We start from the raw sequence: 22,455 nt of genomic DNA on the forward strand, positions 1-22,455 counted from the left end.
TTCCCTTTTGCCAACTGGAAGCGTGGCGGTTTGTCTGAGGCACGCCACGTTGGAGGCACGTGGCGATCGAACCTCAACTGGGAAATTGAGGCCGAAATGCCTGGACAATGCGGTCTCAGGGGGCAGGTGTTTAGCGTTTTTTCGCCAAAACGTACCCAGTGGTAGTGGAACAACCTTGAAATTGCGCCCTTAAGTTGACACTAGGCACTTGCATTTATTGGCAAAGGTTATCTGATCGTGTCCATCACTCCTGTTCTTCTTTGCGGTGGTTCTGGCACCCGTCTTTGGCCGCTGTCCCGGAAATCCTATCCCAAGCAGTTTACAGCGATCACCGGGGACGAGACCCTGTTTCAATCCTCGGCCCGGCGCGTGTCAGGGTCGGACTATGATGCACCAGTAGTGGTGACCGGATCTGATTTCCGGTTTATCGTGACTGAACAATTGCAGGCGGCTGGCATTGATCCAGGCACGATTCTGATTGAACCTGAGGGGCGCAACACCGCGCCGGCGGTTCTGGCGGCAGCCCTCCATGTGGCAAAGTCCGACCCCGAAGCCCTATTGCTGGTTCAGCCCTCCGACCATGTTGTACCTGATGCTGACGCCTTTCGTGCAGCCGTGGCTGCAGGTATTCCAGCAGCCCAAGCCGGGCAGTTGGTAACCTTTGGGATAACACCGGATCGGCCCGAGACCGGCTATGGCTATCTTAAACTGGCTGGAGCACCGGAGGGCACCGCTCCTGTCAAACTCGACAGCTTTGTCGAGAAACCAGATGTTGAAACCGCCTCTGCGATGCTGGCCGACGGCAAGCATCTGTGGAATGGTGGCATTTTTCTTTTCAGGGCCTGTGACGTCATCGCCGCTTTTGAAACCCACGCCCCGACACTGATGGCTCCGGTCCGGGCCGCTTGCGAAGCTGCCAAAACGGATTTGGGTTTTCTACGGCTGGACCCAGAGGCCTGGAAGCAGGCCGAAGATATCTCGATCGACTATGCGGTGATGGAAAAGGCCGACAACCTGAGCGTTGTTCCATTTTCTGCTGGCTGGTCTGACCTGGGTGACTGGGGTTCGGTTTGGCGTGAGGCGGGACCGGATGACAACGGAGTTGTGGCCACAGGTAATGCGACCTCAATAGACTGTAATGACACGCTTTTGCGTTCTGAGGCGGGTAATTTGGAAGTGGTCGGCATCGGCCTGAAGGACATAATCGCTGTGGCTACATCCGACGCGGTTTTGGTGGCGGACAAATCCCGTGCGCAAGACGTGAAGAAGGCTGTCGAGGCGCTCAAAGTCAAGGGCGCAAGCCAGGCCACCATTTTTCCCAAGGATTTCCGCCCGTGGGGTTGGTTTGAAAGCCTGGTGGTTGGCGGACGTTTTCAGGTCAAGCGTATTCATGTACACCCCGGCGCAGCACTATCGCTACAAAGCCATCACCACCGGTCCGAACACTGGATTGTTGTTGAGGGAACCGCGAAGGTGACCGTCGATGACGACGTCAAGCTGGTCACTGAAAACCAGTCCGTATACATTCCGCTTGGCGCTGTGCATCGCATGGAAAACCCAGGCAAGGTTCCAATGGTGCTGATCGAAGTGCAGACCGGAAGCTATCTGGGCGAAGATGACATCATCCGCTATGAGGACGTCTATTCCAGGGTCTAGGACACGGTTGGATAACCGCTTTAGACTGACCGGGTGGCCGAAGGAAAACGGAAATGGAAAACGATCTCAATGCAGCCAAGAAGCGGCAGGTTGTCTATGACCTGACCGAGGTGCTTTTAGCCTCGACCGGTAAGCTGCGTTATTACGGGATCGCCAGGGTCGTTGCCGAGATTGGCGCTGAGCTCAGAAAACAGGACGCGTCCGTCAGATTCGCCGTTTTCTCGCAGGGTCATAATGAACTTCTAGAAGTATTCCCAACCATACGAGCAGATGGTGGCGTTGACCTGAACGTTCCAATCGGTATCCGGCAATTGCGCGTGCGCAGTCACCACTACACCAAGTCAATTATGAGGGATCTGGTGCTGGCGGCCGTCAGACCGCTGGTCGGGCGCAGAAACCGCAAAGCCTGGGAGGCGATAGCCCCAGACATGACGCCCATCGACATGTCTGGAAAGACGTTGGTGAGTTGTGGGCGGCCCAAGTTGATCGTTGAAATCCTGTGCACTCTGGATCGTAAAGGGGTGTCTTGCGATATCATTCCATTGCTGCATGACATGATCCCCATGCACGATTTTGAACACCAGCTGGCAAGTTTCCCGCGCAACTTCATAGGGGATAACCAACTGCTGGTTTCCCGCGCCAAGGCGCTGTTAACAAACTCCGAATTTACGCGACAGGAAGTTCTGGACTTCTCCGAAAAAGGTGTTCTGCCGGAAGCGCCAGAGGTCTACGCAGTCCCCTTGGTTCATGAATGCCCCGAGGGAACCGAGCAATCCGAGCAAGATATTCCGGATAATCCATATATCATGACAGTTGGATCGATGCTGGGCCGCAAGAACCTGGATGTCGTATTCGAAGCATTGCGCATTCTGAAGCGTGACGGGAAAGACGTACCCACTTTGGTTCTGGCAGGGGCGTTGCGTCACAAAACAAGCACCTATCTGCAATCAGACGAATGCACAACGATCCGTGAGCACGTGGTCTTCCGCGAGAACCCCAATCAGACAGACCTTGTAAACCTGTACAAGAATGCTTTGGCACTTGTCATGCCTAGCCGAATGGAGGGCTGGGGTTTACCCGCCGGTGAAGCCTTGTGGTTCGGTACACCAGCGCTTTGCTCTACTGCGGCGGTTCTGAAAGAAGTGTGCGGAGATCTTGGTGTCTATTTCGATCCAGATCGGCCTGATCAACTTGCAAACCATATCACAAGGCTGCTGACAGATCCGGAGTTCGCTCAGAACCTTCGCGCACGCATTGCTGCGCATAAACCGCAGCTTCGCGCTTGGTCGAACGTTGCAGCGGACGTGCGAGCGGTATTGCAAAGACTGGACTAACGGGACCGTTACCCATCCCGGCAATAGAGCCCATAAACTTTGAAAGGACTGTCATGCCTGGCAATTCCCCTCTAAAATGTCACGTGGTTTTGGTCCAATCGACCTCGGCGCTGCGCGCAGGTCTCCGCATTACTCGGCATTCTGTCAGGCAGACGCCACACTCGCCGTCAAGAGTCAGCCCTTCTGTTGTGTGAACCTCAATTTTCCAGAAAAGCGCGATTACTTGCTCATGAAGTCGAGTTAGTCGCAAAAGCCCTTAAAATCAGTACACTTCGGTATTACTGCGAAACAATCCAAGAAGATGAGACCACTTCATCTGGCAGACTGCATGGAGAGTAAGCTATGAACGCCCCTACGTTTAACCAAGATGGCAAAAAAGTATTCTTCGATATCTCAGGACTAATCGACTATATCAAAAAAGTTGATCGCTACTCGGGCATTCAGCGTGTTGTTGTTGAGTTGATCTCAGAGTTTTCTAAACTAAGCGATCCAAAGCTTGTTTACCTTTGTTGGTGCGATGCAAACTCCGGTGTTCAGCGCTGTTTGCTTCTGGAGGAAATGGGTCGAGAAACCCTTACGTCGCCAGCTAAGCTGCGGCAGATTTTCTATCCTTGGAAATCCGCGCGCTCAAATCTTCCAATGTTGGACGGGTACCGGAACCGCCCTGCAAAGTATTTCTTCCACCGCACCAAATTGGATGTGATGAGCTTTCTCAGAAGAGAGTCCGTATTTCGAAAAAAGGACATGTCATCAGAGATGTGGCGCGCGGCCCGGCGGAAGAAAGCACCAGTCGAAACCTCGGGGTCTCGCCGAACCGAGCAACCTTTGTTCGATGTGGCAATAGAAGGTGACCATCTTGTGCTTCTGGACAGCAGTTGGCTGGCGCGCCACACTCAGGCGTTCAAAAAGGCGAAAGCGAGTGGGATGGAAGTACATTCGCTGGTGTACGATCTGATCCCTATCGTGGCACCACAGTTTACAGCTGGAAGCATGCCTTATGTATTTTATGACTGGCTTTTAGACAGTCGGGAGTACACAAGCCGCTACATGACAATCTCTGAGGCGACCCGGCAGGATCTTTTACGCTTTTTTCAAGCACACGATATCCAGAGAAATGCGACCGCTGTTCCCTTGGCGCAGGCGGGGTTGTCCAAGATTGGGCTCGAAGACGAGAATGCCCAGAAACAAGGGCCCGTGTCTTCGCGGATTTCGTTCGACGCTTTCCCCCATCTTGAAGACGCCAGCCAGCTAAGTGTCCACCTGCGGAAAATTATTGGTGAGCCTTATGCGCTTTGTGTTGGTACGGTCGAACCACGCAAGAATATCTGGCGCACCGCGATGGCGTGGAAGTACCTTGTTGATCAGGGCCATGTTGATCTGCCTAAGCTTGTGTTTGCCGGCCGCAAAGGCTGGCTTACAGACGAGTTCGATAACCTATTGGAGGGGACAGGCGATATATACGGCTATGTAAGCATGGTTGACGGACCAACAGATGAGGAGCTTGGCGTCCTTTACAAGAACTGCCAGTTCGTGCTGATGCCGAGTGTTTACGAGGGATGGGGCCTGCCCGTGGGCGAGGCGTTGGCCTACGGAAAAACGGCCGTAGTCGCCCAGAATAGCTCGCTCGTCGAAGTAGGAATGGATCTTGTTGAATATTGTGATGCAATGAGCGTCCAAAGCATCGGCGAGGCCGTCTTAAGGCTCAATAACGCTGCCCACCGTTCAGAACTGGAAGAAAAAATCAAAACCGCGCCACTGCGCAGTTGGTCAGATGTGGCTCGGGATATGGGGCGGGCAATGTACGCACCCAAAAAAACCGATGCATATTGACGTCTTTCACGACTTATCGCAGGCCCAATCTTTCATCAGAAAGTCCGCGCTCTTGGTTCTAAGCTTGGGTTCGCAGGTTTCAATTCCAATACAGAGCTTTGAATTGGCCAGTTTTGTAGCCCTTGCGCGTGAAATAATACTAAAGCGGTCTTGCACACACTACTAAGTTGACAAAAAAGCACTGCTCATGTCGGCCAGGATTTTCCGACAGGCAAAAGACAAAACAGAAAGGGATTAAGAGTGACAAAAACTGCTATCGTCACAGGTATCACAGGACAGGATGGTGCCTATCTCGCTCAGCTGTTGCTGAACAAGGGTTATAACGTCGTGGGGACCTTCCGTCGGGTTGTTTCCACGAATTTCTGGCGCATTGAAGAGCTTGGTATTCGTAACCATCCCAATCTGGATCTGTCGGAACTCGACCTGACTGACATGGGGACAATGATCCGGCTTATTCAGAAGGTGGAACCGGATGAGATCTATAACTTGGCGGCTCAAAGCTTTGTGGGCGTCTCGTTTGAACAACCGCACACAACCGCACAGATCACCGGCGTTGGCGCACTTTATTTGCTGGAAGCTATCAGAATAGTGAACCCCAAAATCCGGTTCTACCAGGCTTCCACTTCCGAAATGTTCGGCAAGGTTCAGGAAGTACCGCAGCGCGAGACGACTCCGTTCTGGCCGCGCAGCCCCTACGGTGTTGCCAAACTATACGCGCATTGGATGACCATCAATTATCGAGAAAGCTACGATATATTCGGCAGCTCAGGTATTCTGTTCAACCACGAAAGCCCTTTGCGAGGGTTGGAGTTCGTAACACGCAAAATCACTGACGCGGTTGCCAAAATCAAACTGGGTCAACTTGATTGCCTTGAGCTGGGCAATCTTGACGCAAAGCGCGATTGGGGGTTTGCCCGGGATTACGTGGATGGCATGTGGCGTATGCTGCAAGCTGATGAACCCGATACATTTGTACTGGCGACCGGTCGCACCGAGACAGTGCGGGATTTTGTCTCCATGGCTTTCAAGAGCGCGGGTATCGAGCTGCGTTTTGAAGGTGAAGGTGAGAAAGAAGTGGCGGTGGACGCCGAAGGCAGCCGTGTTCTTGTGAGGATTAGCCCCAAATTCTATCGCCCTGCTGAAGTGGATTTGCTGATTGGCGACGCGAGCAAGGCAAAACAAGAGCTTGGTTGGGAGGCGACAACATCTTTGGAGGAACTCTGCCAGATGATGGTTGAGGCGGATCTTGCACGTAACGAAAAGGGTGTGTCCTTTTGATGCCGGCACCCCGAGTTCTGATTACCGGACGCTATGGCTTTACCGGACACTATGCCGCAATAGAGCTTGCAGAAGCAGGGTGGGACGTTTGGGGCACCGGAACAAATCCGGCCCCCAAGCCTGATTCCCAATATCTGGAAGCAGATTTGACAGATTCATCGGGTCTAGAGCAGGTCATTACCCATGTCGCTCCGGACGCGGTGCTGCATTTGGCAGGGGTCGCATTTGTGGCACACGGAACCGCCGAGAGCTTTTATCAGGTCAATCTGATGGGGACGCGGTGCTTACTAGAAGCGCTTGCCAACACCGGACATGGCCGCAAAGCCGTCGTTCTGGCCAGTAGCGCGAATATCTATGGTAACGCCGCCGTGCCATCCATAGGGGAATCTACCCCCCCGGCACCTGTTAACGATTACGCGGTTTCAAAACTTGCAATGGAGCACATGGCCCGGCTGTATAACGACCGTCTTCCTGTCGTTATTGCCCGACCATTCAATTATACCGGTCTTGGCCAGGACCCCAAGTTTCTTGTTCCCAAGATCGTTTCTCATTTCCGGCGTAAGCAGCCACAGATAGAATTGGGAAACCTGGATGTCGCGCGGGACTTTTCCGATGTACGCGATGTTGCGCGAGTATACAGGTTGCTTCTGGAAAACGCGCCCGAAGGTGAAACCGTGAATATCTGCTCCGGTAAAGCAACCGCGCTGGCAGAGATTCTGGACATGTGCCGAACCATAACCGGCCATGAGATCGAGGTGGTGTCTAATCCTGCCTTTATGCGTGCACAAGAAATCAAGGTTCTGATGGGCGATCCCACACTTCTGGAAAACCTGATCCCGATCGGCATCCGTCACACTCTGGAAGAGACGCTGAAATGGATGCTGAAGGAGTGACCTGAAGCATCTCGATTGCCGCCGCCAGAGGTTCTTGGCAGAACAATCGGCCGTAGCATCCGGATACCATCGCCAACTGGATTGTATATGAACTGCAGGAAAAGGTGATTGGATCTCTGATTCACATCACCGTTTATGGCCGTCTACTTTCTTATCCAGAACGGCTTGGGGTCAGAGTGATATCAGATTAAGGGTGTTTTGATCCTTCGCCGATCACACCTAAGCTTGCAGATCCTCTGACCTAATACGTAACGCGAAGGAACGCGTGATTTCCGAGCCAGAAACGGGATGACCTCTGTCCTGACTTGTACTAACAATCAGGTAAATATCCGAGAAAAGCGCGATCATCTCGGACAAAACCATGCAAATGTGAAAGTACGGAGTATGACTGACACCTTCTATCGCGATTTCGAGGCACGATTTCGTGGCGATCCTTCTCTTATTCGAGAGCGTTTGCGAGTATACCAACCCTTCCTGTCGCCACTTGCCGCTCAGAAAGGGGACGCACAGGCGCTTGATCTGGGATGCGGTCGAGGTGAATGGCTGGAAATTCTGGAAGAGGCTGGCCTGAGTGCACGTGGCGTCGATATCGACAAAGGGATGCTTGATATCGCTCACCAAAAAGGTCTGGCGGTTGAACAGATGGAGGCTCTGCCGGCGTTGAAAGCGCTGCCAGACAACGCGCTTGCCCTAGTGTCCGCATTTCATTTGATCGAGCATCTGCCTTTTGACGATATTCGCGAACTGGTAACAGAGGCGCACCGTGTTTTGCGCCCTGGTGGGCTTTTGATTTTGGAAACACCCAATCCGGAAAATCCACTTGTTAGCTTGGTCAATTTTCATCTTGACCCTACGCACTTGCGACCGCTGCCTCCGGGGTTAACCAGTTTTCTCACCGAGCATGTCGGGTTCGAGCGCAACGTGATTCTTCGTTTGCAGGGCAGTGAGCCAAGAGAGGAAACAGCTGCTCATTTGATCAGTCTTTTCACAGATGTTTCGCTTGATTATGCAGTGGTAGCACAGGTTGATGGACCAGAGATCGGTGCTCTGGATGAGGCGTTTTCGCTTCGAATTGGGATGGACCTGATCCAAGGTGTCTACCGGTTTGACAGAGCATTATCAGAGATTCACCGGGCGCTGGGCAACGTTCCACCTCTCGCCACGGAAGTGTCGAGCCTTCGCGATGATATCATGCAACTGCAAAGAGCGCACACAATGACCCAAGTTCAACCCAAGCGTGGAGCGCTTGAAAAAATGCTGTTCCGCACAACGAACGGGCGTCCAGTCCGGACATTGCGGAGGCTGCTCTTCCACGCGAGCGGTAAGCCGCGCGGGATATTTCGTAGGTGGGTATTGAATCACGACGGATCTCCTCGGCGCCAATTCCAGCAATGGATGGCAAGCCCGGAATATCTGGCGCTACACTGGCCGACGAGCCAACGCTTGAACGCAGCACCTAAATCCTCAGAAGACGATGGCAACGGGGCAACTTTCCTTTCAGGGGAGGCTGAAATCTCGACAACAAAATGGGCTTCACCCGAACCCTTCGTGCAAAACTCGGAACTCGTCATGTCGCGCGGTGCCGAAGGAGGGCACTGGATAACGCACCGAAATGATTCCGTGATTGGCGGGTCTCTTCGTCAGACTGGCCAGTTCCAGGAGCACGCCATTGATGATGTAATGCAGATTCTTGCCCAAAATGGGCATGAAATCGCGACGTCATGTTTCGTGGATATCGGAGCGAATATCGGCTCCCATTCGATCCATGCGGCACGGCGTGGTTTTGACCGCGTTATCGCTTTTGAACCAGACCCGCAAAACTTTCGACTTTTGCGCGCTAACACATTCCTGCATGAGGTAGATCACAAGGTGTCCTGCCACCAAATGGCAGTATCGGACAGAAACGGCACGATGCAGATGGAGCTCTCGCCTTCCAATTTCGGAGACCATCGCCTTCGCGTCTCAGGCGACATCGCGAATAATCTACATGATGAGGGCGATTGGATCCTTCAGGATGTGCCGGTTCGGACCTTTGACAGTTTAGTCGAGGATGGCCTGCTGCCTGAAGACGGGCCCGATTTGATTTGGATCGATACGCAAGGGCATGAAGGTCACGTGCTGGCCTGTGCAAAAAGAATGGCCACAATGCGTTGCCCGGTTGTGCTTGAGTTTTGGCCCTATGGTCTTGAGCGTTCCGGGGGTTACAAAATGTTACGCGACGCAATCGCATCACGCGACGATATCCGGGTCATTGATCTTGGCACATCTAACCCGAATAGCCTAAACCAGCTATCTCTTGATGCGCTTGATCAGATGTACGAGGCATTGCGGCAAGGCGAGTCCAAGGCCGGTTCTCCGCATACTGATCTTTTGCTGATGCCAAATCTTACAGGCTCTTGATACCATTGTTACAATTCAACTACGGAAACCTATCGTGAAACTGCGTCGGGTCTTATCGCGCTTCTTGCATTCTTCCGAAACGCTGCCTTTGTCTGCGCCGGCCCCGCAGATGACTGCAGCTCATCTCGCTGAAATTGCGGAGCGCCAGGAACGGTTACTGCTGGCCACTGGGCAGGTTGCTGCCCGGCAGGTTCAGGCGATGGAAAGGCTTGAATGTATCGCCGACGCAGAATTCCGCATCCATTCTCAATTCGGGGAAGATGGCATTATCGAATGGTTGGTCTCGCAACTGCCAAGCATACCACGCGTCTTTGTTGAGTTTGGAGTTGAAAACTATACCGAAGCGAATACGCGCTTTTTGGTGCGCCACAGGGGGTGGCGCGGTCTGATCATGGATGGGTCAGCCGCGAATATTGCGTATGTTCGGGCAGATCCAATCCACGTCTTCAATGACATAACGCCCGTTGAAGCCTTTATTACTGCGGAAAATATCGACACTCTGCTGATCGAGCACGATCTGTCGGGCGAAATTGGCATTCTTAGTGTCGATATTGACGGCAACGACTATTGGGTGCTGGATGCGATTAGCTCCGTATCTCCGGCGATACTGATTGTTGAATACAACGCGATCTTTGGTGATTTGCATAATCTGACTGTCCCTTACGATCCGGGCTTCGAACGTTTCTCGGCACATTATTCAGGCCAGTATTATGGTGCATCTCTGGGTGCGTTCAAAATGCTGGCCGCTGCGAAAGGGTATCAATTTGTCGGAACAAACTCGGCCGGCGTGAACGCATTTTTTGTACGTGATGACCTCGCCTCACATATCACATCAAAACTTGATACATTTCGCGCATGGCCATCCCGGCACCGGGACTCGCGGGATGAGAATATGGCAATGTCCTTTTTTCGCGGGCTCGATCGTGCAGAACTTATTTTGGATAAGCCTGTTATCGATCTGTCGTCGGGCAAGACGCTGACCCTCCGAGACCTGGGCCCGCTTTACAGTGATCACTGGATAAGCGAAATGTAGAGACCTTAGCCAACCCTGGAACTGCTGACCTTAATTCAGATAGCTGGATCGCGTTACCTAGAAGTGTATTCCATGACAATTCATTAGGTAGATTTCAGTGTATTTAACTGTCTGGAGTCGGTCTTCGGAATCACGGCTTTCGGCGGTCGCGGTTTTGCTCAGCTCCGAAATGCTGCTAAAGGCGGCACGATGCCCGGAAACTTGTTTACTGGATAAGTTAAATCCTTGTCTTCAAGTGTGTAGGGGCCGGGACGTCCACAGGAGCTCACTCTTGTTTTCGTCGCAGCCCTCTGGCCTTTGGGTGCGCCTGTTTGCGTGTAGCCAGCCTTTGCCTGCATGTTCTGAGAATCGAATCATGTTTCAAAATCCACATACTTTTGTGAAAGCGTGGATATTTGGGTTTTTTTGTTTGAGTATTTGTTGATTTGTAGGATTATTGTGGGATGTGTTGAGATGAGATCGAGGCGAGACCGCCAAATGGTCGTTCCTGATTTGTAACCGCTCCGGGATCGCAATCATCGTTAAACAGGATAGAAACAAATGCTGAATCCAAAGACGTCACAGACCGATGAAAGCACCGACCTGCTGTCTCATGCGGTAAAGATAGCCGACTTGGCCAGCGAAGCAGCGCGGGGGTATTTTCGTGGCGCGCTGGGGGTTGAGTTCAAATCGGATGAAAGCCCGGTGACACAGGCCGACAAGGGTGTTGAAGCGCAGGTTCGCGCCTATCTTGGACAGCATTTTCCCGATCACGGCGTCTTTGGCGAAGAACATGGGTTCGAGGGTCAGGATTGTCGCGAGGTTTGGATCATCGACCCGATCGATGGAACCCGGTCATTCCTGTCCGGGCATCCGCTGTTTGGATTTCTGTTGGGGCATCTGGTTGACGGTAAACCGGATATCGGCGTGATCGGAATGCCGGCGATAAATGAAATTTTCACCGGCGTTGTTGGCCGGGGCGCCACGTTGAATGGCCGTGAGATCACGACTTCGGCCCAAACGCGGCTGGATCAGTCCATTCTTTTTGTAAACGAAGGGGACAAGATCTATCGCGATCATCCGGCGTTATTCGACAGGCTGATGCAGTCTGGACAGACCAGACGGTTCGCCTATGATTGCTACCCCCATGCCCTGCTGGCGGCGGGCCATGTGGATGCTGTGATCGACTATGACCTTCAGCCCTATGACTACCTGCCAGTGATGGCCGTGGTAGAAGCTGCGGGTGGGGTGATGACAGATTGGCAGGGTCGGCCGCTTGACCTGAACTCCGACGGCCGGGTGATTTCCGCGGCAACACCCGAGCTGCACGGGGAAATGCTGGACTTGGTGAACGGGTAGGATCATGGCGATAGTAAGCTTTCTCATCAGCCTGGCCGGAGCCACGATGCTGCTGCTTTACGCAGTGCGGATGGTCCGCACAGGGATCGAGCGCAGCTATGGGGCTTCGTTCCAGCGCCTCATGACGGGCCAAAGCCATTATGCACAGGCTTCAATGGTCGGCATTGTAATGGCGGTGGTTCTGCAAAGCTCGGCAGCGGTTGCCCTTTTGACATCGGGTTTTGCTGCTGGGGGGTTCCTGACCTTTCCCACCGGCCTTGCAATCGTGCTGGGCGCTGATCTCGGTTCGGCGCTGATCATTCAGGTTTTGTCGTTCCAGCTGGGTTGGCTGATACCGTTGCTTCTGGCGGTTGGTGGGTATCTGTTTGTCAAGACCGAGGCCAAGAAGCCCCGGCAATTGGGGCGCATCCTGATGGGGATTGCGTTCATCCTGATCTCATTGCGCTTTTTGCGCGAAGCCATGGACCCGATCCGGGACAGTGCCTTTCTACCTGCCGTCGCCGAGTATCTGGCGCGCGACTATATTACAGCGTTTCTGGTCGGCGGCGCGCTGGCCTTTGTTATGCATTCCTCGGTCGCGGCGATCCTGATGTGTGTGACGCTGGTCCAGATCGGCGCAATCCCATTTGCTGCCGGGCTGTCGCTGGTATTGGGGGCCAATTTCGGTTCAGCTTTCATACCTGTTTGGCTGAGCAGGGGGATGGAAATGCCTGCCAGGCGCATACCCTTTGCCAACCTGGTCTTGCGCGGCAGCTGGGCGATTGTCACCCTTTTCGCAGCGACTGCGGCACTGCGTGCCGGTGTTCTGGGGGATTTGCAGGGCGGTCAGATGCTGGTCAATGCGCATCTGGCGTTCAATGCTTCGTTGCTGTTGCTGGCACTGCCGTTCTGCGGGCGATTGCGCGCGCCGTTCGAGCAGTTTTTTCCGGACCCGAAATCTGCGAATGCGCTGGCCCAGGCAGGTCGCCCGGCCAGCGCGCTGGATGTGCGCACCGCCGGCAGCCCGTCTCAGGCGCTGTCCAGCCTCAAGCGTGAACTGCTGCGGATGAGCGATCTGGTCGAGTCGATGTTCCGCCCGTCACTGGAATTGTACCGCAGCGGCGACAAGGACCAGATACGCGCCGTAAGGGACATGGACGAAGATGTGAACAACTGCCTGTCGGGTATTCGAAAATTCGTGGCTGCCATTCCCGAGGAGACATTCGGAAAGCAGAACGCAAAAGTGGCGCGCGACCTGATGGAATACGCAATCCGCCTGGAAACTGCGGGCGACGTTGTTGCCAAGCGGTTGACTGTTCTGGCGGGCGACATGCGGAAAAAGGGCGCTTCATTTTCAAAAGAGGGCTGGTCGGAACTGGTTGAGATGCACGAAGGCATCCTGGCCAACCTCAAACTGGCCTCAAACGTTCTGATCTCGGACGATCTGGAAAGCGCCCGTCTGCTGAGCCTTGAGAAAACCGAAATCAAACGGGCCGAGCGCGACAGCCGCAAACGCCACCTCAAACGCCTGCAGCACGGCAGTACGGAAAGCTTTGAGACCAGCGATATACACCTGGAAACCCTGCGCGCGTTCCGTGAATTCAACAGCCACATCGCTGCGGTGGCCTATCCGATCCTGTATCGGAACGGGCAATTGCTGGAAACCCGCCTGATCGAAGAAATGCCGCACAAGGAACAGGACGAGGATACGGAGGTCTAGGTCCAACAGCACCGGCAGAGATCGGTTCCGTACGAATACGGTCTGTTACAGATTGTAACCGCTCGGGCCAGTTTCTGCCGCTTTTTCGCGTCGCCGTGCTGGACGCGGGATTAGAATAAGATAGCGTGTCGGCAATTGGTTCCGGGGGCTGTCCGTGCTGCGTTTTTTAATCTTCATTCTGTGTCCGGTCGTGCTGGCGGCATGTGTTGACCGGACTGTATCCGAAACGCTTCCATCTGCATTGGAAATCGGAACTCCCGAAACGGTTTTTGCGGCCACGACGCGTGCGCGCGAGCCCGATGGCACGTATGGATTCCGCCGCGCAGAACGCCTGCAATTTCTGGAAACCACCGTGTCGATACCACCGGGGCGTTCACCGGGAAGCCTTAAATTTTCATACGCAAACCCTGACCCGAGAAAACAGTTCGTGCTGGCAGAGGTAGATCAGCTAAGCGGGCCGCAACAGCTGAAAGACAGGCTGAGTGGGGCCGAGGAAGTTACGATTTTTGTGCACGGCTATAACTCCACTCAGACAGAGACATTGTTCCGGGCCGCTCAGCTGTCGCATGATATCGGCATTCCCGGTCAAATCCTTGTCTATTCATGGCCCAGCCGCGCGACAGGCTATGGTTATGCCTATGATCTGGACAGTATGTTGTTTGCCCGTGATGGGCTGGAAGAAACCATTCGTCTACTCAAGTCCATGGGGGTCAAGCGAGTAGCCCTTGTGGCGCATTCAATGGGCGGCGCGCTGGCAATGGAGATGATACGGCAAACCGAACTGAAACAGCCGGGCTGGGCAAAGCGAAATCTGGAAGGCCTTATTCTGATATCGCCCGATCTGGATGTGGATGTTTTTCGGTCGCAGATGAACAGTATCAAAAATCCTCCTGATCCTTTTGTCCTGATGGTGTCCAAGAAAGACAAGGTCCTGAACGTCTCCGGCCGGTTGAGGGGAACCGCCGATGGTGAAAGGCTTGGCAATATCGGATCGGCCGAGAAGCTGTCCGATTATCCGATTGAAATCCTGGATACGACTGCCTTCAACAGCGATGCGGAATCCTCCCACTTTGTGGCTGCTACTTCTCCGGCCTTATTGACTATCCTCCGCTCTGTGCGCCGGGTCAGCGAAACATTTGGGCGCGATGACCGGCGCGGGATCGACATTCTCGTGCCGCCAAGCCAGCGCAATCCTGCTGGCGCCACAGAAATCGTGCTGACTGAAACCGGCCAGGCCCAGGTAAGTAATCCGTGACGCGGGTTTCCCTGCACCGGTTTCTTGCGGACAACGCGACCTGGCTTGGGGCCGGCGTTCTGCTGACATTTCTGTCCAGTTTCGGGCAGACCTTTTTCATCTCGGTCTTTGCTGGTGAAATCCGCTCGGAATTTGGCCTCAGCCACGGCGCATGGGGTGGGCTGTACACGTTAGGCACGACCCTGTCCGCCGTCGTGATGATCTGGGCCGGAGGGTTGACGGATATCTTCCGCGTACGGGTTTTGGGCCCGGTTGTGCTGGCGGGACTGGCGTTGGCCGCGATTGCAATGGCGCTGAACACTTGGCTGCTGCTGTTGCCGTTGGTGATTTTTTTGTTGCGGTTATTTGGGCAGGGGATGAGCACGCATCTTGCCGTGGTCGCAATGGCCCGCTGGTTCACGGTTACGCGGGGCAAAGCGCTTTCCATAGCGTCCACCGGCTATGCGCTTGGCGAGGCGTTGCTGCCGCTGATCTTTGTTGGCGCCATGGTTTATCTGGATTGGCGTTGGCTGTGGATTGCCGCGGCGGGCATCACGGCGTTGGGTATTCCGATCCTGATGCGGCTGCTGCGAGAAGAGAGAACTCCACAAAGCCTCGCCAACGCGTTTTCAGCATCGGGAATGCAGGGAAAACACTGGACCCGCCGGGACGCTCTGTTCCATCCCCTGTTCTGGTTCATGGTGCCATCAGTGCTTGGGCCATCCGCATTTATCACCGCGTTTTTCTTTCATCAGGTTTATCTGGCTGATGTGAAGGGGTGGCAGCATATCCAGCTGGTGGCGCTATTTCCGATCTTTACCGGAATATCCCTGCTGTCCATGTTTGCATCTGGCTGGGCGCTGGATAAATGGGGAACCGCCCGGATCATGCCCTACTACCAGCTTCCGATCGCACTTGGGTTCGTCATTCTGGGCATGACAAACTCGATCAGCGGCGCAACCCTAGGGCTGGTCTTCCTGGCTTTGACCGTTGGGGCAAACAGCACATTGCCCAGCGCATTCTGGGCCGAATTCTACGGAACCCGACATATCGGTGCGATCAAGGCGATGGCCGCGGCTGTCATGGTTCTTGGATCAGCCATAGGTCCCGGCCTGACTGGCGTCCTGATTGACCTTGGCATTTCGCTGAATACGCAGTTCATCTGGATTGGCGTATTCTTCGTGCTGGTATGCGTTCAGGTCCAAACCGGCATTTCCCGCTCCCGGCGGGATCTTTAGCGCACTCGCCTGAGATAGACGTAATAGGCGCCGTCGCCGCCATGGCTGATATGCGCGGGTGTGATCTGCATCACCGCCTGCGCCAACGGCGGTATGGACAGCCAGTGCGGCACCTGATTGCGCAGAACGCCGCGCGGGGTGGGGATCGGGCCGGGTTCGTCGCGGTCCTTGCCTTTGCCGGTTACCACCAGAACCAGTCGCTTACCTTGTGCCTGTGCGCTCAGGATAAAACGGATCAACGCAGGATGGGCCGTATCAACCCGCATACCGTGAAGATCCAGCTTGCCTTCGGGCTTTAGCTTACCACGCTTCATCCGGCCAAAAGCCTTGATATCCATCTGAACAGGCGCGGCACGCAGCGCATCCGTCACCGATGGCTTCAGATCGTTTGGATTAGGTTTCGGCTGAAGGTTCTGACCAAGCTCAAACACCTCAAACCGGGGTTTTGGTGTTTTTCTGGGTCTGGGCTTCGGCAGGGTGGTCGGATGGACACTCTGCGGACTGTCCGGATGCAGTCGCTCGGCCTGTTTGGTGACCTTGCGCCATAGCTCGATCTCGTCGGTTGTCAGTTTGCGCCGTGTCATCAGAATTCATCCGGCAACAGGGCATAGGCGCGCTGAATAGGCAGCAACAGAACCATCCGACCCGGATCTTTCAGCCTGCCCGCAGCCTGCCCGGCCTCTTCACCGGTTCCGAAAAAGATGTCGGCGCGCTGCGCGCCTTTGATGGCCGCGCCCGTGTCCTGCGCGATCATAAGCCGTCGCAACGGGTTTTCACCGTCCTTTTCCACCCAAACAGGTGCGCCCAACGGCGTATAGGCGGGGTCTGCCGCAATCGAGCGCATTGTCGTGATCGACCGGTTCATTGCCCCCAAAGGTCCAAATTCGGGGGCAACGCGTGAGACTTCGCGAAAGAAAACGTATGACGGGTTGTGAAACAGCAGCTCGGCACCAGCCTCGGGGTTCTTGCGCACCCAGGCACGGATCATCTGGGCGCTGACCTCATGCGCACCCAGAACCCCACGTCGCACCAGCTCAACACCAATCGACCGATAGGGGTGACCATTCGCACCACCATATCCAACCCGCAGCGCACCACCATCCGACAATCGAATGCGCCCCGAGCCCTGAATTTGCAGAAAGAACAGCTCGACAGGGTCGTCGACCCAGGCGATCTCTAGCCCGCGGCCCTGCATCACATCACCGGTGAGGATGTCACGACGGCTCAGCCATGGTCCTTCGGCACGGGCTTCGGGCGGCATCTTGTAGATCGGGTATTTGAAACGGTCTGTCCGGGTGCGCGCGCCGTCAAGCTCGGGTTCAAAATAGCCGGTAAACAGGCCCTCTTTGTCATCCTGGACCAGAACAGGGCGGAAGAATAACTCGAAAAAGGCGCGGGCGGCATCCGGTTCATATGTTCTGGCCACACCACACAAGGCGTGCCAATCCGGATCATCCAGATCACCGCACGTGTTCAGAAATACGGAAAGGGCCGCGCCGTGGTCGTCCTCGGCCCAGCCCTGCAGATCGTCAAACGACAGTATGGATCGCGTTGCCTCGGCTTCGGCAGCGCTGGCGATGGTCATTGCACCCACCAGTAAAAGCGACCGAAGCGTTGCAATCATGCGTCCGTGGCGACAAGCAGCCAGTTTGGATCGTCCTTGCCCATGACGCGGGCAAAGGTCCAGCTGTCCTTCTGGCGCTTCACAGTATTCGGGTTGCCTTCGACAATATCGCCTCCGCGATCGCGCACGACCGAGGTCAGCTCCCCCACGAACTTCATCGTGATTTCGGCCTGGTTCGTATCCTTGTCGAATTTCACATCCGTCAGGGTGGTTTCCCGTACGCCGATGAATTCAGCCTCGATGGTCAGGCCCTGATCTTCGCGCGCTGCCACGACCGAAACGAAAGTCTCGAACACCTCTTCCGAAAGGAAAGGCTGGATTTCATCCAGATTACCCCTTTCAAACCCCATCACGATCATCTCATACGCACCGCGCGCACCCTGAACGAACTCACTGACCGAAAAACCGGGCTCGACCCGTTTCATCGCAGCCAGTGTTTGCGCCTGTTCGCTGTCTTCGGCGACATGGTCAGTAATGTCATGATCCGGGCCGCCATCGATCACCTCGAAACCGCGGCGCGATTTATGGGCTTCGGGCTGTTGCTGCACAGGCGGTTTTTCAAAGCCTTCACGCGTGCCCAATACGCTTTTGAGGCGCAGGATCAGGAAAATGGCAATTCCGGCCAGGACCAGGAGCTGGATCATAGGGTTGTCGCTCATTTCATTCTCTTTTCAACGCCGCGACTTTGTATACACGGCCTCATGCCACTATGTAGGTGACAGTGAGTGGCAAGTCCACAGCCCGGCCTAAGGGAAAGGATAACGCAAATGTATCTGTTCTTGGCATTTTTGTTGGTGCCCATAATCGAAATCGCGCTGTTTATTCAGGTTGGTGGTTTGATTGGGTTGTGGCCGACACTTGCCATCGTAGTGCTGACCGCGGTTCTGGGCACGGTTTTGGTACGGACACAAGGTCGCATGGCGCTTGGACAGCTGCAACATTCCTTTGCCGAATTGGACGATCCGACCGAACCGCTGGCCCATGGGGCAATGATCCTGTTGTCGGGTGCTTTGTTGCTGACACCGGGCTTTTTCACTGATGCCGTTGGTTTTGCGTTGTTAGTTCCCGGTGTCCGCATCGCCGTGTTCCGCTATCTGAAATCCAAGGTTACCGTGACCCAGTTCCAGATGGGGCCGGGCCCCGGACATCAAACCCGGGGGAACCCGTTCGATCAGGGCGATATCATCGATGGGGAATTCACCGAAGTTCGGCCAAAAAAAGACTCCTCGAAGCCTTCGAAATGGGTGGAAGGCCCCCACCAGCATTGAGGTGCCGCGCCCAACTTGCTAAGCAGTGGCGAATTTCACTTTTGGAGTAGATCCATGGCCGAAGAAAACGCTGCAGAAAACACTGCGGCCCAAGCCGCCCCGCAGGTTCAGATGCGTGTTCTGGGGCAGTTCATCCGCGATATGTCCTTTGAAAACGTGATGGCGCAAAAGGGCGTTTCCGGAGACGTACAACCCGAAATCGCCGTTCAGGTGAATCTGGACGCCAAAAAACGCGCGGCGGACCATCAGTTCGAAGTTTCGATCAAGTTGAACCTGACATCCAAAGCCAAAGGCATGGATGACATTCTGTTCCTGTGCGAACTGGACTATTGCGGCATGTTCCATGTGGAAGGTGTGCCAGAAGATCAGCTGCACCCGTTCCTGATGATCGAATGCCCGCGCATGTTGTTCCCGTTCCTGCGCCGCATCGTCAGCGACATCACCCGCGATGGCGGCTTCCCGCCGGTCAACCTGGACAATATCGATTTCGTTGCGCTCTATCGCAATGAATTGATGCGCCGTCAGGCCGAACAGGCCCAAAAAGCCGACGCGTAAGGTTTTAACCCGCGCCTGTCCGGATCAGGCGCGGGTCCACAAGGCGTTCTCGCCCAGTTTTTCCACGAAAGCTTCATGTGCCGCGCGCTCATCCTCGGTGATCCGGGATGGCAATGGTGTGCTGCGCGGTGCAGCTCGCCAATCATCGCTGCCACCGTCCACAGAAGATGCGGATGTCGACAGACCAAAATCCGGCTGCCGTCCACCGATCAATTCCAGGTAAACCTCGGCCAGAATTTCCGAGTCGAGCAACGCGCCGTGCAGCACACGGTTCGAGTTGTCGATATTAAAGCGACGGCACAGCGCATCCAGTGACGCCGGAGAGCCGGGGAACCGTTTGCGGGCAATTGCCAGTGTATCCAACGCCTGCTCCATCGGGATAAGCGGGGCACCCATCCATTTCAGCTCGGCGTTCAGGAACTTCATGTCGAATGAGGCGTTGTGGATCACCAACCGCGCATCGCCAACGAATTCGCGAAACCCGTGGCCAACCTTTGCAAAGACCGGCTTGTCTTTCAGCGTCACTTCGCCCTTTTCTGGCGGGCGCGGGGTTTCCAGCAGATCGGGACCAATACCATGAACGCCAAACGCCTCTTCCGGCATCGAGCGTTCGGGGTTGATATAGACGTGATAGGTTTCACCGGTGGCAACGTGATTCCACAGCTCAACGGCACCGATCTCCACGATCCGATCCCCGCTTTCGGGGTCAAACCCGGTGGTTTCGGTATCCAGTACAATCTCACGCATGTGCCATCCCCGCCCGTATCTGCCTGACCACATCCTGCACCTGCGCGCGGGCGTGGTCCAGAGTATCGGTCACGATCACAAAATCCGACCGTGCGCATTTTTCGTCGTTCGGCATCTGCTTGGCGCGGATCTGCTCGAACTGCGCCTCGGTCATTGTTCCGCGTTCCATTACGCGCCGCTTTTGGTCTTCGGCCGGGACCGAAACGCAGGCCACTGCGTCCATTGCTGCATCAGCGCCCGTTTCAAACAAAAGCGGAATATCGAACACCAGGATGTCGCTTGTAGCGCTTTCGCGAAATTCCGCACGATCAGCAGCGACAAGTGGATGCACAATCGCCTCAATCGCTTTCAACGTGGCCGGGTCACCAGCGATAATTCGTTTCAACGCGTCTCGGCTGACCACCCCATCACGTATCGCATCGGGAAAGGCTGCCCGCATTGGTTCAACCGCTGCTCCACCAATGGCATACAGCCGATGCACCGCCGCATCCGCATCCCACAATGCGCACCCTTCTTCAACGAACATCTGCGCTGTGGTGCTTTTCCCCATGCCGATTGAGCCTGTCAGGCCAAGCGCAATACTCATGCCAAGGCCGCCGCGCGCGTATCCGCGTCTACTTCGGGGCGGACACCAAACCAGCGTTCAAATCCGGGAACGGCCTGATGCAGCAACATCCCAAGACCATCGACTGTGGTGCATCCGGCCTCCTCGGCAGTTTGCAGCAGGCGGGTTTTCAACGGGGTATAGACCAGGTCCGTTACCACGGCACCGGGCTGCAACCCGTCCAACGGCACGCGCAGCTCTGGCTGGCCCTGCATCCCCAGTGAAGTCGTATTGACCACCAGTTCGGCGTTTTCAATGACATTTCCCGCCTGAACCCAATCGACCACGCGAATGCGTTGGCCGAACTCTTCCTTCAGATGATCCGCGCGGGCGCGCGTCCGGTTGGTCAGCAGGATTTCCGGCACCCCGGCATCAGACAAAGCCTGCAAAACGGCACGGGCAGCGCCCCCGGCACCAAACACAACCGCCGGGCCATCTTTCGCATTCCAGTCAGGTGCGCCATTGCGCAGGTTTTCCATAAACCCGTACCCGTCGGTGTTATCTGCGTGGATCGAACCATCAGTTCGGAACACCAGCGTATTTGCGGCACCAATCACTGTTGCACGGTCGGAAACGTGATCTGCGATCTTCAACGCAGCTTCTTTGTGCGGAACGGTCACGTTGGCCCCGACAAAGCCCGCTTTGGGCAGGGTTCGCAGCACAGTCTTCAGATCAGCAGAGGCGACGTCCATCGGGATATAATGCCCGACAAGCCCATAGGTCTTTAACCAATGCCCGTGCAGCTTGGGTGAACGCGAATGCCCGATGGGGTGCCCGATCACTCCGGCTAAAGGAACCCGGTTGTCTGTCATTGCTCGATCACCCCTTTGACAGCCAGAAAGTTGAGAAGCTCTAACAGAGGTATACCCAAAACGTTAAAATAGTCGCCGTCAATGGTGGCGAACAGGCGGACGCCTTCTTCTTCCAGCTTGTAGGCTCCGACGGCATGGCGAATGCTGTCCCAGTTCCGCGCAACATAGTCTTTCAGATAGGCATCGGAACTGGCCCGCATCCGCAAACGCACCTGCCCCACTTGCCGCCAGATCGGCTCACCATCCTGATAGATCACAGCAGCGGACAAAAGCATGTGTCGCTTGCCGCGCATATCTTTCAGTTGGGCCAACGCCTGTTCCGGGGTTTCGGGCTTTGAAAGCAGCTGCCCTTCGAAATCCAGCACCTGATCGCAACCGATCACCATGGCGCCGGGGTTTTTGTCACTGACCTTACGCGCTTTGATCTCAGCCAGCGTATCCGCAATATCGCGTGGTGCGGCATCCTCTGCCAGCAACGCCCGTTTGACCGTCTCTTCATCCACGCGCGCCGTTTGAACCGCAAACGGCACACCTGCGTTCCTTAGCAGTTGCGCGCGAATAACAGATCCCGAAGCCAGAAGAATGGGGACAGACATGTGGAAAACCCCGTGTGCAAATCGATGAGAGTTCTGGGGTGTTTTGTATGGTTTTCCGGTTGACACGCAACCCCGGGAATTTTGCGGCAAAGATCCCCGAGTCGCTCAAATCTCATCCTGTCGGGACAAGGATAACTCCAACTCTTGGGATAACAGATCTATCCAGCGATACCCATCGGGTTATCCACAGATCAGATACGATGATTCAATATTAACTTATTGATTTAGATAACAATTTATTTATATCAACAGAATCACTGGCGATCTCAGATATTCTGTCCCCTTGGGGAAAACGCTAGGGTAAGAAAGTAATCCA

At 55.0% G+C, this 22,455-nt stretch carries 20 protein-coding genes; 13 read left to right on the forward strand and 7 right to left on the reverse strand.

What is annotated here, in order from left to right; all coding sequences use genetic code 11:
- Nucleotides 1–237 precede the first annotated feature (237 nt).
- The 11 genes from ACR3E2_RS12765 (at nt 238) to ACR3E2_RS12815 (ending at nt 15,933) form a co-directional block, all read left to right on the forward strand.
- Nucleotides 238–1,656 (forward strand): mannose-1-phosphate guanylyltransferase/mannose-6-phosphate isomerase, encoded by a 1,419-nt coding sequence (locus ACR3E2_RS12765; RefSeq protein WP_480482576.1) that lies wholly within the window; start codon nt 238–240, stop codon nt 1,654–1,656.
- A 53-nt stretch (nt 1,657–1,709) separates the two neighbouring features.
- A complete protein-coding gene (locus tag ACR3E2_RS12770; protein ID WP_480482574.1) occupies nt 1,710–2,990 on the forward strand; it encodes a glycosyltransferase family 4 protein in 1,281 nt (426 codons plus the stop codon).
- A gap of 342 nt (nt 2,991–3,332) precedes the next feature.
- Nucleotides 3,333–4,820, forward strand: a complete 1,488-nt coding sequence (locus ACR3E2_RS12775; protein ID WP_480482572.1) for a glycosyltransferase family 4 protein — start codon at nt 3,333–3,335, stop codon at nt 4,818–4,820.
- A gap of 240 nt (nt 4,821–5,060) precedes the next feature.
- Entirely contained in the window at nt 5,061–6,098 is a 1,038-nt protein-coding gene (gene gmd, locus ACR3E2_RS12780) for a GDP-mannose 4,6-dehydratase (protein ID WP_480482570.1), read from the forward strand.
- Nucleotides 6,098–6,991 (forward strand): NAD-dependent epimerase/dehydratase family protein, encoded by an 894-nt coding sequence (locus tag ACR3E2_RS12785; RefSeq protein ID WP_480482568.1) that lies wholly within the window; start codon nt 6,098–6,100, stop codon nt 6,989–6,991. The genes gmd and ACR3E2_RS12785 overlap by 1 nt, the downstream gene beginning before the upstream one ends.
- Before the next feature lie 384 nt (nt 6,992–7,375).
- Nucleotides 7,376–9,391: an FkbM family methyltransferase gene (locus ACR3E2_RS12790; RefSeq protein WP_480482566.1), complete on the forward strand. Its 2,016-nt coding sequence runs from the start codon at nt 7,376–7,378 to the stop codon at nt 9,389–9,391.
- A gap of 34 nt (nt 9,392–9,425) precedes the next feature.
- Nucleotides 9,426–10,424 (forward strand): hypothetical protein, encoded by a 999-nt coding sequence (locus ACR3E2_RS12795; protein ID WP_480482564.1) that lies wholly within the window; start codon nt 9,426–9,428, stop codon nt 10,422–10,424.
- Nucleotides 10,425–10,964: 540 nt separating this feature from the next.
- Nucleotides 10,965–11,762 (forward strand): inositol monophosphatase family protein, encoded by a 798-nt coding sequence (locus tag ACR3E2_RS12800; RefSeq protein WP_480482562.1) that lies wholly within the window; start codon nt 10,965–10,967, stop codon nt 11,760–11,762.
- A gap of 4 nt (nt 11,763–11,766) precedes the next feature.
- Nucleotides 11,767–13,461 (forward strand): Na/Pi cotransporter family protein, encoded by a 1,695-nt coding sequence (locus ACR3E2_RS12805; RefSeq protein WP_480482560.1) that lies wholly within the window; start codon nt 11,767–11,769, stop codon nt 13,459–13,461.
- 154 nt (nt 13,462–13,615) lie between these two features.
- Nucleotides 13,616–14,716, forward strand: a complete 1,101-nt coding sequence (locus ACR3E2_RS12810; protein ID WP_480482558.1) for an alpha/beta hydrolase — start codon at nt 13,616–13,618, stop codon at nt 14,714–14,716.
- A complete protein-coding gene (locus ACR3E2_RS12815; RefSeq protein ID WP_480482556.1) occupies nt 14,713–15,933 on the forward strand; it encodes an MFS transporter in 1,221 nt (406 codons plus the stop codon). Before ACR3E2_RS12810 ends, ACR3E2_RS12815 begins: the two co-directional genes overlap by 4 nt.
- Here ACR3E2_RS12815 and ACR3E2_RS12820 read toward each other — a convergent pair.
- The 3 genes from ACR3E2_RS12820 to ACR3E2_RS12830 are packed head-to-tail and all read right to left on the reverse strand — an operon-like array spanning nt 15,930 to nt 18,216.
- Complete coding sequence (locus ACR3E2_RS12820; RefSeq protein WP_480482554.1) at nt 15,930–16,517, reverse strand: Smr/MutS family protein; 588 nt, start codon at nt 16,515–16,517, stop codon at nt 15,930–15,932. The genes ACR3E2_RS12815 and ACR3E2_RS12820 overlap by 4 nt on opposite strands.
- Nucleotides 16,517–17,557 (reverse strand): murein transglycosylase A, encoded by a 1,041-nt coding sequence (mltA, locus tag ACR3E2_RS12825; RefSeq protein WP_480482552.1) that lies wholly within the window; start codon nt 17,555–17,557, stop codon nt 16,517–16,519. Before mltA ends, ACR3E2_RS12820 begins: the two co-directional genes overlap by 1 nt.
- Entirely contained in the window at nt 17,554–18,216 is a 663-nt protein-coding gene (locus tag ACR3E2_RS12830) for a Tim44/TimA family putative adaptor protein (RefSeq protein ID WP_480482550.1), read from the reverse strand. Before ACR3E2_RS12830 ends, mltA begins: the two co-directional genes overlap by 4 nt.
- Before the next feature lie 108 nt (nt 18,217–18,324).
- Between ACR3E2_RS12830 and ACR3E2_RS12835 the strand changes: the two genes are divergently transcribed.
- Together ACR3E2_RS12835 and secB are read left to right on the forward strand one after the other, a co-directional pair.
- Entirely contained in the window at nt 18,325–18,825 is a 501-nt protein-coding gene (locus ACR3E2_RS12835) for an FxsA family protein (RefSeq protein WP_480482548.1), read from the forward strand.
- 54 nt (nt 18,826–18,879) lie between these two features.
- Entirely contained in the window at nt 18,880–19,380 is a 501-nt protein-coding gene (gene secB / locus ACR3E2_RS12840; protein ID WP_209506872.1) for a protein-export chaperone SecB, read from the forward strand.
- A 24-nt stretch (nt 19,381–19,404) separates the two neighbouring features.
- Here secB and dnaQ read toward each other — a convergent pair whose 3' ends face one another.
- From dnaQ to ACR3E2_RS12860, 4 genes are read right to left on the reverse strand one after another with little or no spacing between them, the layout of a single operon-like run.
- A complete protein-coding gene (gene dnaQ, locus ACR3E2_RS12845; protein WP_480482546.1) occupies nt 19,405–20,127 on the reverse strand; it encodes a DNA polymerase III subunit epsilon in 723 nt (240 codons plus the stop codon).
- Entirely contained in the window at nt 20,120–20,713 is a 594-nt protein-coding gene (gene coaE / locus ACR3E2_RS12850) for a dephospho-CoA kinase (RefSeq protein WP_480482544.1), read from the reverse strand. Before coaE ends, dnaQ begins: the two co-directional genes overlap by 8 nt.
- Nucleotides 20,710–21,543, reverse strand: coding sequence for a shikimate dehydrogenase (locus ACR3E2_RS12855; protein ID WP_480482542.1), 834 nt, complete (start codon nt 21,541–21,543; stop codon nt 20,710–20,712). The genes coaE and ACR3E2_RS12855 overlap by 4 nt, the downstream gene beginning before the upstream one ends.
- Nucleotides 21,540–22,139: a Maf family protein gene (locus tag ACR3E2_RS12860; protein ID WP_480482540.1), complete on the reverse strand. Its 600-nt coding sequence runs from the start codon at nt 22,137–22,139 to the stop codon at nt 21,540–21,542. Before ACR3E2_RS12860 ends, ACR3E2_RS12855 begins: the two co-directional genes overlap by 4 nt.
- Nucleotides 22,140–22,455 lie beyond the last annotated feature (316 nt).

The sequence above is a fragment of the Ruegeria sp. AL7 genome (assembly GCF_056536105.1).

Bases quoted from the DNA above. Each gene is read 5' to 3' on its own strand.
- ACR3E2_RS12835 (WP_480482548.1), top strand. From the start codon at position 18,325: ATGTATCTGTTCTTGGCATTTTTGTTGGTGCCCATAATCGAAATCGCG.
- ACR3E2_RS12820 (WP_480482554.1), bottom strand. From the start codon at position 16,517: ATGACACGGCGCAAACTGACAACCGACGAGATCGAGCTATGGCGCAAG.
- ACR3E2_RS12860 (WP_480482540.1), bottom strand. From the start codon at position 22,139: ATGTCTGTCCCCATTCTTCTGGCTTCGGGATCTGTTATTCGCGCGCAA.
- ACR3E2_RS12770 (WP_480482574.1), top strand. From the start codon at position 1,710: ATGGAAAACGATCTCAATGCAGCCAAGAAGCGGCAGGTTGTCTATGAC.
- ACR3E2_RS12830 (WP_480482550.1), bottom strand. From the start codon at position 18,216: ATGAGCGACAACCCTATGATCCAGCTCCTGGTCCTGGCCGGAATTGCC.
- ACR3E2_RS12805 (WP_480482560.1), top strand. From the start codon at position 11,767: ATGGCGATAGTAAGCTTTCTCATCAGCCTGGCCGGAGCCACGATGCTG.
- ACR3E2_RS12790 (WP_480482566.1), top strand. From the start codon at position 7,376: ATGACTGACACCTTCTATCGCGATTTCGAGGCACGATTTCGTGGCGAT.
- coaE (WP_480482544.1), bottom strand. From the start codon at position 20,713: ATGAGTATTGCGCTTGGCCTGACAGGCTCAATCGGCATGGGGAAAAGC.
- mltA (WP_480482552.1), bottom strand. From the start codon at position 17,557: ATGATTGCAACGCTTCGGTCGCTTTTACTGGTGGGTGCAATGACCATC.
- dnaQ (WP_480482546.1), bottom strand. From the start codon at position 20,127: ATGCGTGAGATTGTACTGGATACCGAAACCACCGGGTTTGACCCCGAA.
- ACR3E2_RS12775 (WP_480482572.1), top strand. From the start codon at position 3,333: ATGAACGCCCCTACGTTTAACCAAGATGGCAAAAAAGTATTCTTCGAT.
- ACR3E2_RS12855 (WP_480482542.1), bottom strand. From the start codon at position 21,543: ATGACAGACAACCGGGTTCCTTTAGCCGGAGTGATCGGGCACCCCATC.
- ACR3E2_RS12785 (WP_480482568.1), top strand. From the start codon at position 6,098: ATGCCGGCACCCCGAGTTCTGATTACCGGACGCTATGGCTTTACCGGA.
- ACR3E2_RS12800 (WP_480482562.1), top strand. From the start codon at position 10,965: ATGCTGAATCCAAAGACGTCACAGACCGATGAAAGCACCGACCTGCTG.
- secB (WP_209506872.1), top strand. From the start codon at position 18,880: ATGGCCGAAGAAAACGCTGCAGAAAACACTGCGGCCCAAGCCGCCCCG.